Source organism: Photorhabdus cinerea, from assembly GCF_011189575.1.
Classification (GTDB): domain Bacteria; phylum Pseudomonadota; class Gammaproteobacteria; order Enterobacterales; family Enterobacteriaceae; genus Photorhabdus; species Photorhabdus cinerea.
This window is the reverse complement of the sequence record NZ_PUJW01000045.1, coordinates 1-11,453: the sequence shown is the minus strand read 5'-3', so window position 1 is coordinate 11,453 and position 11,453 is coordinate 1. Positions and strand designations below refer to the sequence as shown.

Genomic DNA, 11,453 nt, shown 5'->3' with positions numbered 1-11,453 from the left:
TGGGGCCAAAGTTAGTGAGTTGAGTGAAGAGCAAAAACAGACTATCAGCACCCTGTCCACGCTGGCCGCGGGACTGGCAGGCGGCATTGCCGGTGACTCCACCGCCAGCGCCCTTACCGGCGCGCAGGCCGGGAAGAATGCGATTGAGAATAATGCGCTGAGCTTACCCAAAGGAATGATGGATTACGGTCGGTCAGCATCCAGTCTGGCTACCGCTATGTTAAATGAAGGTAAATCCCCTCAAGAGATTTCAGCGGCATTGTCAAAACATGCCAAAGGCGATCACCCGGAAGGACAAGATCCGGCAAGAGGATTATTAGTCGCTTGGGGGGCAGGTGCTTCTGCTGTGGGAGGGACTATAGTTGGCCCTATTGCTGGGGCCGCGGCAGTCATTGGTGGAGGTATTTTAGGTGGAGCAACCGATGCCACCAAACAGCTTTTAACGTTGAAACCAGGAGAACACTATAGTGCAACAGATACACTGATAGCGGTAGGAACTGGCGCATTAACTCAAGGCAAAGGAACGCTATTTAGTACCCTTGTGAATACAGGGGGCGCTTATTTAGGAAGTAAAGTTAAAGGGGAAGATCCTACAACCTCAATGTTAGGTAACGCCGTTGGTACTGTAATTGGTAATAAAGTGGGGGGGAAGTTTACCAGTGCAATGCTTTCTAAAGGTTATTCTAATAAAGCTTCAGAGATTGGTGGGACAATTATCGGAAATTATGCTGGAACTGCAACAGATTACATTGCAGAAAAAGGAGTAAAGAAAACACAAGGAATAAAAAATGAACAATAAAAGGGGCATTATTTTTAGACTAAAACAATTTATCTATCTAGTATTGGGATGGGGAATGATTTTTTCAGTGTGTTGTATGATTAGCATTCCTTTAACGTACCTTATTCTATTTTTTAAAGAAGGGTATTTTCTTTTAGACATTCAACCAGCTATTAATGGATTAAAATTCAGTATAAAAGTAGGCGGTAGTGGTGGGGTAATATTTGGATTATTTATTTATTTATTTAGTCTAATACAAGAATTTTATAAGAAACTTTCTTCACCAAACAAAAACAAGGAGGAGAAATAAAATGTCTATTACGGGATAATAGCGGATAATAATGCCCTGAGCTTACCCAAAGGAATGATGGATTACGGTCGGTCAGCATCCAGTCTGGCTACCGCTATGTTAAATGAAGGTAAATCTTCTCAAGAGATTTCAGCGGCATTGTCAAAACATGCCAAAGGCGATCACTCGGAAGGACAAGATCCGGTAAGAGGATTGATAACAGCATGGGGCGCGGGGATGTCCACAGTAGTGGCACCAGTGCTGCTGCCATCGGGAGCAACGGTAGGCAGTATTTTTGCTGGAGGTCTAATTAGTGGAACGGCCAACATTAGTAATCAGCTTACAAATGGTTCTGTGAACATGACTGATGCACTGATAGCCACGGGAACGGGGGCGGTAACGCAAGGCAAAGGGTTTTGGTTTACAGAAGTGGCGAGTATAACAGGTGCTTATGTTGGGGCAAAACTACAGGATAAAAACCCTCTTGCACCAGTGGCGGGGGCAGCTATTGGTAATATAGTTGGTTCGACCGGAAGTAAAATTATTACTGCCGGAAATCAACTGAAACCAATAATATCGAATAAAACATCTAATTTAACAGGAGCTATTTTGGGAGCTGGAGCATCGGAAATAGCCGGCTCGGAAGTTCAGAAACAATTGGAAGCAAGGGAAGGAAAAAGATGAAAGATATTAGGCTTATGATAAAACTAGCTATTTCATTTTTTTTCCTTATAACATTTGCTTTGCTTTTTATTAGACTTGGAGTCGCTGTTATTTTTTTCTTAAGAGATGGACATTTTTATTTTGAATGGGCAAATAATACTTTAGATTCAGTAAGAAGAGGAGGAGCAATAGGATTACCATTAGGAGTGGGAATCTGGATCTTATCCCGTTTGAAAGAAAATCGCGAGAATAAGACGCCACCATTTGATCGATGACCGGACCAACTTTGGCTATCGTACAAGGGCTTTTACATTGTTATTGAGAATAACTCTTTGGCGAATTTACTGGCGGCAGCAGAAGCGAATAAAAAAGGTACAGTTGAGAAATGGCAACAGGACAAGCAAACCGAAATCCAGAAAGCCTGTAGTGGTCATACGCCACTCTCTTGTCAGACTATGGTTGCCGCGGAAGGGAGTATCTTGGCCTTGCCATTGTTATCGGGAAGCGCTGCAACCACGGGCCTGATTGGTGCCGGAGCCAATACCGGTATCCAATATCTTGCTAATGGCAATGTCGACCCCAATGATGCTATTTTTGCGTACTGGACGGGGGTATTCACGACCAATACTGGTCTGTGGGGCACAATAGCCTGGAATGCAGGTATGGGGGCGGCTTCGAGTTATGTGAAAGGGGATGATCCGTTAAAAGGTGGGGCGATAAGTGGTGTAGCCTCCGGGATTGGTTATGGGATAGGTAAACAGGTTCAAAATCCCCTGGGAAAAATTATGAATGGGTTAATGTAGGAATGGGGATTTCGAAGCCATTACCTCTAAGTACATTACCGAGGACGACTGGTAATATAATGAATTCAGTTTCTACAGAAGTTATTAATGACCAGCTAAATGAAAAATTAAAATAGCGCCCAAGGAGAGGATAAATGAAAATATCGGAAAAATGGTGGTTTGTTATATTTATTCATATCCTACATAGTTTGTATGTCGGTGGGGGCTATTTTAGTTAGAATACTTGGTGAATCGTTTTTTTGATCTTTTATGGGTTACCTTTTGAGTTATCTAAAGCTGATATTTTGTTATTCATTAAAATCGGTTTTTATTGTGGTCTATTAGCGTAATAGGTTGTTGGTTTATGTTTTATCGCCAATATAAATCACATAAATGAAATTAACATCCAGCTTTTGGATTACTATTTGGAGAAATTTTATGAAATGTATTCAGTATGAAAACCCAGCATTACATGAATCAGATTTTTGTGCTACAGGTGAAGATAAGAGCCAAATGGAATTGATGGGTATCTCTACTTTCCAACAATAAATATTATTATCACAATATTAACCTCTTTGTTTAGCGCATATAATACAATGATGCTCTTTATCTCTAGTTATGACTTTTCAAGTAAATTACATGCTCTTATAGGATTTGAATTTATTTGTTTCATGATTATTTTTACAATTTCATTATATACATCCATTCTTTTTTCCAAAAAAATAAAAAACACCTTTATTTTATATTACCCTTGTGGTTTTCACTTTATTATTTGTAATCACTGATTTAATATTAGGTCATTACATATAAATCATTCGTGAAAATCAAAACCATACAATTAAATATATTTTCAATATGAAAAAATCAACAAAATAAAAAAATGGCAAGAGAATACGACAAAACAACTTAATATAGCAATTATCACCCACCTTGTTTTACATAAAAATAATCCGGCATAAATATATACCGGATTATCACGCCAACGTTAAACTAGTCAATACCGCTTAATATATTAGTGTTATTGCCCCTCCCCATTACCATTGATTGTCAACGCTATATTCAGAGCCTGAGCTAAAGCAGTTCTATTCTCATTATCCTCCAATAAACTAAAATGGTTACCCGGAATAGCAATCAACCGAAGCAAAGTATCAGGCATTATCCGTTCCCAGCCTAACGACGGTTCTATATTTGCAAGTTCTGGCTTTTCATCCGTCACAAAAGAAATAACGGGGTAAGGTTCTATCGCATAAAGCTGATGCAATATTATCTCTAATGCTTGCGGCTGATAATTTCTGACTATTTGCGTATAGTTCTCTATCTGCTCCCAACGTTTCGCAATAACACCAGCACTCAGATTTGCCGGATATAACGCCAATTGTTGTGCCACCTCAATAAATTGCACCAAATTCAGCTCATCAATTCTCTGATACAACGCCGCGACCGCTTCTGTGTGCTGTTCCCCTGACTGTCGGGCCAACTCACTAAAGAACTGGTGTTTAGGTTGCATAGACTGTTCCCCAAAATAATGAGGCGCCGGCGTATCAATCAAGCCTAAGAAATTAACCGTCTCACCAACACTCAAAAGCCGCTGCACAATCGCATAAGCCAATATACCGCCAGAGGAGTAACCTCCTATCCGATACGGACCCTCCGGCTGAACCGCTTTCATCAAGGTGATCATTCTGGCTGCCTGCTCTTCCATCGTTGCCATCGGCTCTTCATCGATAGACTGCCAGGGCAGTGCATAAATCGGGTAGCCAGATTGCATATGATTAGCCAGCCCGAAGACATAGGAATAGTCCCCCATCCCGCTGGGAACAAAGAACAATGGCTGCTCTGTTCCATCAAGTCGCACCGATACGGCGCTGGTTTGCGGCTGGGACAGCGAATCTAATGTGATTTTTGCTGCCAATTCAGTCAGTACCGGGAATTGGAACAGATTATTTAATGTGCAAATCAACCCCTGACCGGCAGCAAGATTTATCATTCGCATAGCGAGCAATGAATGGCCGCCCAATGCGAAGAAATTATCGTACCGACTGACCTGCTCAACGCCCAACAACTCACACCAAATCGCCGCTAGGGCTATTTCAGTTTCCCCTTGCGGTGCTTCATAGACCTGACGGGAAAAATCTCCCTCCCCCGGTGGCGCTAATGCCCGGCGATCTAGCTTGCCGTTTGGAGTTTGCGGGAAGGCATCCAGACGCACAAACGCTGACGGCACCATATAATCAGGTAAAATGGCGCTCAAATGAGCACGTAAACTGGCAATCAATCCCTCATCCGTACCCGCCACCACGTAAGCAACCAGATGCTTGTCCTGCCCATTATCCCACACCAACACCGCCGCCTCTTGCACAGCGGGGTATTCCACCAACCGGATTTCAATCTCTCCCGGTTCAATTCGGAAACCTCGAATTTTAACCTGCTCATCGTTACGGCCAAGGAATTCCAGATTGCCGTCCGGCAGGTAGCGAGCCAAATCCCCGGTACGATACATACGCGCATCGGATACTGGACTGAAAGGATCTGGTATAAAACGTTCTGCGCTCAACTCCGGCTGGTTAAGATAGCCACGAGCCACACCGACACCACCAATATACATTTCGCCAACGCTGCCTAATGGTACAGGCTGACCGTGTTTGTCCAGCAGGTAGACGCAGGTATTCTTAAGTGGTCGACCGATAGAACAATCATCGGTTGGGGATAAAACCTCCTTACAGGTCGCCGTCACAGTATTTTCCGTCGGCCCATAAGCATTCAATAGTCGAGGTCGGTAGCTTTCCTGCGCAAACCAGTCCTGAATTGCGCTCTTTTTAACCTCCTCACCACCAATGATGATGAATCTGAGGCAATCCGGTAGCGGTAAAGCATTATCTCTGGCAATCAGTTCAGACCAGAATAACGCAGGCAGAGACATGACCGTGATACGGTTCTGCCGGGCTAAGGAAATAAATTCCTGCATAGAAGTCAACCAACGATCATCACGCATGACCAACGTGGCGCCATTACACAATGACAAGCAGCATTCTTCTACTGAAACATCAAAAGCAAAAGAGGAAAATTGTAACAGCCGGTCTTGCTCAGTGACGCCATAAGTGTCATTAAAACCCAGATGACGTTGATACACAGCTTGATGTTCCACCATCACCCCTTTCGGCTGCCCGGTAGAACCAGAGGTATAAATGACATAAGCCAAATGTTGTGGCGTCAACGTGAGCACCTGTGGGTTACTGTCCGGCTGGTCTGGCAAGGTACTCGGAGTAAGTACTGTCAACCCCGTCAGCGCTTCTTCGCCAAGTTCCACCCGGCCAGCTTCATCAACCAATACCACTGATGGCACAGTATCATTCAAAATATACGCCAGACGTTCTGCCGGATAAGTCGGATCTAGAGGTACATAGGCCCCACCCGCTTTCAGCACCGCCAACAGCGCTACCACTACCTCCGGCGAACGTGCCATGCAAATCACCACTCGTTGATCTGGCTCTACACCCAGCGCAATCAGTTGATGGGCCAGCCGGTTGGCACGGGCATTTAATTCGGCATAACTGAGACGTTGCTCTCCATACTCTAACGCAGTCGCCTCTGGGGTTTTCTCTGCCTGTTGTTCAAACAGTTGGTGAATACATAACGGGTCAGGATACGGGGTTTCCGTGGTATTCCAGGTTTCCAATAACAGGGTACGTTCCGTTTCAGGCAGCACGTTCAGCGCACGTACCGGCGTATCCGGTGCCTGTTCCAGTGCTCCCACCAGACTTTCCAGCGCCTGTTGCATATAACCGCATAGCCGATCTGGCTCAAATGGCTGTATCACCAGAGCGGTCAGCCCCAAAGTGGAACCACCGTCCTCCACTGACAGCCCAAATGGATAGTTAGTCCGTTCTTGTCCTTCCAGAAATTCAATACCGCTGATAATGTCATCAGGCGTTGCCGATAAGGCATTGTGTCGATAGTTGAACAGCGCACTAAACAGTAGTGTACCGCCGGCAATACCACTGCATCGTTGTGCCAACGCTAATGAGGCATGCTCATGCTCCAGCAACCCGGCCAGTCGTAGATGCACCTCATGCACGCTATCCTGTACCGAGGTATCATCGATATCCAGTCGCAACGGTAAGGTATTCATAAACAGCCCCATGCCATTGTCTGCCCCTTCCCCCGCTGTCATGCGCCCAAACAGGACGGTGCCAAATACCACTTTTTCCTGACCACTGGTATGCGACAGCACCTGCGCCCAGGCCAGATGACACAGCGCCGCCAGACTGACCCCAAAATGCCGGGCCTGACTACGCAGACGATCATTCAACTCAGGCGCTAGCATCCGGTGAGATTCCCTCATCTGAGATCCATCACGATGCACCTCCGCCAGTCCGAATGGCAACGTTGGCTCATCCACCTCCGCCAACATCTCGGTAAAGAAACGGGTATGCTCTTCCTGACTTTTCCCTAACCGAGCCTGAGCTACCAGATTGCGGAAAGGAGCTGGTTCAGGCAAGTGCTCCCCCAGTCCGGAAAAATGCGCCTGTACTTCACGGTGCATTACTTCCAGCGTTTCATGGTCGCCAATCAAATGATGCTGCAGTTCCAGTAAGACCCAGCGGCCATCAGTTTCCTGAACAATAATAAAATGCAGTAGTGGAGCCTGACTCAAATCAAGACGATACTGACCCGGATCAAAACGCTGGGTTAACTGATCAATCACTGGGCCGTCAGCCGGGTCCAGCGTCAGTTCCGTCACGGGCAACTGCGCCCGGCGACAAACCACTTGCGCCGGAACTGATAATCCCTGCCAGATAAAAGCCGTCCGCAAGATGTCATGGCGATCAACCGTCTGTTGCACCGCCGCCAGATAACGCTCCAACAGAGACCGATTCGCAAAGATCAACGGATAGAGCAGCAGATATGGGTCACCTGCCTGTTCCAACAAGTGGTGGAACAGGATACCGTCCTGCAATGGCGATAAGGCATAGATATCCTGAATATTGGTAACTCCGCCCGGTACCTGCCCGACGATGCGATCAATATCAGTCTGAGTCAGCTCAATCAGCGGCAACATCGCCGGCGTCAACGCTGTCGTGGCCGGTGTAATAACGTTAGGTGGCACCACCACAGCCTGATGTTGTCCCAATGTTTGGGCCAAGTCTGACAGTACCGGATATTGAAACAGATCACGCGCCGCCAGTGTCAATCCCAAGCGACGCAAGCGTTCAATCATGCGTACAGCGAGCAGGGAATGGCCCCCCAACACAAAGAAACTATCATGCCGGCTGATCTGCTCAATGCCTAATAACTCACGCCAAATGGCCGCCAAGGCAATCTCAGTCTCCCCTTGCGGAGCTGCGTAAACCTGACGGACAAAATCCTCCTCCCGGGGTGCCGGTAATGCCCGGCGATCTAGCTTGCCGTTCGGGGTCTGAGGGAAGGTATCCAGACGCACAAAGGCTGCCGGAACCATATAATCAGGTAAAATGGCACTCAAGTGTTCGCGTAAACTGGCAGCCAACTCCGTATTCGCTTCCGCTGCCACATAGGCAACCAGACGTTTGCCCTGCCCATCCTCCAATGCCAGCACCGCCGCCTCCTGGACCGCCGGATGTTCCATCAATCGGGTGGCAATCTCCCCCAGTTCAATCCGGAAGCCTCGAATTTTTACCTGCTCGTCGTTACGGCCCAGGAATTCCAGATTGCCGTCCGGCAAGTAACGGGCCAAATCCCCAGTGCGATACATCCGCGCACCAGACACCCGACTAAATGGATCTGGTATAAAACGTTCTTCGCTCAATGCCGGCTGGTTAAGATAACCCCGCGCTACACCGACACCACCAATATACATTTCGCCAACACAGCCCAATGGTACTGGCTGACCATCTACGTCCAGCAGGTAGATACAGGTATTTTTAACCGGGCGGCCAATAGAACTATCGTCTGTCGGGAATAATATCTCCTTACAGGTTGCCGTCACGGTATTTTCCGTCGGGCCATAAGCGTTCAATAGTCGTGGACGGTGGACTTCCCGCGCAAACCACTCCTGAACAGCGCTCTTTTTCACTGCCTCGCCCCCAATGATGATAAGTCTAAGGCAATCCGGTAGCGGTAATCCATTGTCTCTGGCAACCAGTTCGGACCAAAACAACGCCGGCAGAGACATCACCGTGATATGGTTTTGCCAGGCTAAGGCAATAAATTCCTGCATAGAAGTTAACCAACGCTCATCGCGCATCACTAATGTGGCGCCATTACACAAGGACAAGCAGCATTCTTCTACTGAAACATCAAACGCAAAAGAGGAAAATTGTAACAGCCGATCTTGCACAGTGACGCCATAAATCTCATTAAAACCCAGATGACGTTGATACACTGCCTGATGTTCCACCATCACCCCTTTCGGCTGCCCAGTTGAACCAGAGGTATAGATGACATAAGCCAGATGTTGTGGCGTCAACGTGGGTAGCTGTGGGTTACTGTCCGGCTGGTCTGACAAGGTACCCGGAGTAAGTACTGTCAACCCTGTAAGCACTTCTTCACCAAGCGCCGCTCGACCAGCTTCATCAACCAGTAACACTGACGGGGCGGTATCATTCAGAATATACGCCAGACGTTCTCCCGGATAAGTCGGGTCCAGTGGCACATAAGCCCCGCCGGCTTTCAGCACCGCTAACAGCGCCACCACTATCTCCGGCGAACGTGCCACACAAATCGCCACTCGTTGGTCAGGCTCTACGCCCAATGCAATCAGTTGATGCGCAAAGCGGTTGGCGCGGGCATTTAGTTCAGCATAACTAAGGCGCTGCTCTTCATACACTAACGCTATCTCATCCGGGGTTTTCTCCACCTGTTGCTCAAACAGTTGATGAAGACATAACGGGTCAGGATACGCGGTTTCAGTAGCATTCCAAGTTTCCAGCAACAATGTGCGTTCCGTTTCAGACAAGACGTTCAGGGCACGTACCGGTGTCTCCGGGGCCTGCTCAAGGGCCTCTACCAGACTTTCCAGCGCCTGCTGCATATAACCGCATAACCGATCCGGATCATACGGCTGTACCACCTGAGCCGTCAGCCCCAACGTGGAACCACCGTCTTCCACCGACAGTCCAAAGGGGTAATTAGTCCGTTCCTGTTCGCCCAGAAATTCAATGCCATCCATCGTTTCATCCAGAATCGATAGCTGATCATTATGCCGATAGTTGAACAAGGCGCTAAAGAGTGGGATTTCACCCTGTACACCACTGCACCGTTGAGCCAGCGCCAGTGAAGCATGTTCATGTTCCAGTAATTCAGCCAGTCGCAGATGCACCATCCGCACGCTGTCCCGTACCGGGGTCTCATCCATATCCAGTCGCAATGGCAGGGTATTCATAAACAGCCCCATCCCACTATCAGCCCCCTCTCCCACAGCCATACGCCCAAACAGCACGGTACCGAACACTACTTTCTCCTGCCCGCTGGTACGCGACAATACCTGCGCCCAAGCCAGATGACACAGTGCCGCCAGACTGACACCCAGATGTCTGGCCTGACTACGCAGACGGTCATTCAACGCAGCCGTTAGCATCCGGTGAGATTCCCTCATCTGAGATCCGTCACGATGCACCTCCGTCAGTCCGAACGGCAGCGTCGGTTCATCTACCTCCGCCAGCATTTCGGTAAAGAAGCGAGTATGCGCTGCCTGACTCACCCCCAGCCGGGCTTCCGCCACCAGATTGCGGAACGGTACCGGCGCAGACAGGCATTCCCCTTGCCCGGCAAAATATGCCTGTACTTCACGGTGCATCATTTCCATCGTTTCATGGTCGCCGATCAAGTGATGCTGCAATTCCAGTAAGAACCAGCGACCATCGGTTTCCTGAGCGATAATAAAATGCAATAACGGCGCCTGAGTTAGGTCAAGACGATATTGACCCGGATCAAAACGCTGGGTTAACTGATCAATCACTGGGCCGTCAGCCGGGTCCAGCGTCAATTCCGTCACAGGCAACCGTGCCCGACGCCAAACCACCTGCGCCGGGACTGACAATCCCTGCCAAATAAAAGCCGTCCTCAAGATGTCATGACGATCAATCACCTGTTGTACCGCTGCCAGATAACGGTCCAGTAGTAACCGGTTAGCAAAAGCCACCGGATAGAGCAACAAATACGGATCACCTTCCTGTTCTAACAGATGATGGAACAGGATACCGTCCTGCAACGGTGACAACGCATAGATATCCTGAATATTGGTCATTCCTCCTGGTACCTGCTCGACAAGACGGTCAATGTCAGTCTGAGTCAAATCAATCAGTGGCAACATTGTTGGCATCAACGATGTGGTTTCCGGCGTGATGACGTTAGGCGGCACTATCACAGCCTGGTGCTGTCCCAACGCTTGAGCCAGCTCCGACAGAGCCTGAGACTGGAACAGATCGCGCGCCGTCAGTGTCAACCCCAAGTGACGCAGGCGTTCAATCATCCGCACAGCGAGCAGTGAATGACCACCCAACGCAAAGAAACTATCATGCCGACTGATTTGCTCAATCCCCAATAACTCACGCCAGATAGCCGCCAGAGTGACCTCTGACTCCCCTTGCGGGGCGGCATAAATCTGACGAGCAAAATCTTCTTCCCCCGGCGCAGGCAACGCCCGGCGATCCAGCTTACCATTCGGGGTTTGCGGGAAGGTATCCAGCCGCACAAAAGCGACCGGGACCATATAGTCCGGTAAAATCGCACTCAGGTATTCACGCAAATCCGCAGCCAATCCCGCCTTCTTTTCCGCCGCCACATAGGCAACCAGCCGTTTACTATATCCATCATCCAATGCCAGTACCGCCGCCGCTTGCACCGCCGGATGCTCCACCAACCGCGCCTCAATTTCCCCCAGTTCAATCCGGAAGCCCCGGATTTTAACCTGTTCGTCGTTACGACCCAGAAATTCCAGATCTCCGTCCGGCAGATAGCGGGC

General features: G+C 48.5%; 7 protein-coding genes. 6 read left to right on the top strand and 1 reads right to left on the bottom strand.

Features of this window, described 5'->3' with window-relative positions:
• From C5469_RS21380 to C5469_RS24595, 6 genes are all read left to right on the top strand, one after another.
• Positions 1-799 (top strand): VENN motif pre-toxin domain-containing protein (locus C5469_RS21380; RefSeq protein ID WP_242689553.1); only part of this gene is annotated, 799 nt, incomplete at its 5' end.
• Positions 789-1,088: a hypothetical protein gene (locus C5469_RS21375; protein ID WP_166310562.1), complete on the top strand. Its 300-nt coding sequence runs from the start codon at positions 789-791 to the stop codon at positions 1,086-1,088. The genes C5469_RS21380 and C5469_RS21375, both read left to right, overlap by 11 nt.
• A gap of 54 nt (positions 1,089-1,142) precedes the next feature.
• Positions 1,143-1,751, top strand: a complete 609-nt coding sequence (locus C5469_RS21370) for a hypothetical protein (RefSeq protein WP_166310561.1) — start codon at positions 1,143-1,145, stop codon at positions 1,749-1,751.
• Entirely contained in the window at positions 1,748-2,005 is a 258-nt protein-coding gene (locus C5469_RS21365) for an immunity protein (RefSeq protein WP_166310560.1), read from the top strand. The genes C5469_RS21370 and C5469_RS21365 overlap by 4 nt, the downstream gene beginning before the upstream one ends.
• A 57-nt stretch (positions 2,006-2,062) precedes the next feature.
• Positions 2,063-2,533 (top strand): hypothetical protein, encoded by a 471-nt coding sequence (locus tag C5469_RS21360; protein ID WP_242689552.1) that lies wholly within the window; start codon positions 2,063-2,065, stop codon positions 2,531-2,533.
• A 497-nt stretch (positions 2,534-3,030) separates the two neighbouring features.
• Entirely contained in the window at positions 3,031-3,297 is a 267-nt protein-coding gene (locus C5469_RS24595) for a hypothetical protein (RefSeq protein ID WP_166310563.1), read from the top strand.
• A gap of 233 nt (positions 3,298-3,530) precedes the next feature.
• Here C5469_RS24595 and C5469_RS21350 read toward each other — a convergent pair.
• The coding region (locus tag C5469_RS21350) for a non-ribosomal peptide synthetase (RefSeq protein WP_166310559.1) at positions 3,531-11,453 on the bottom strand (7,923 nt) is incomplete at its 5' end.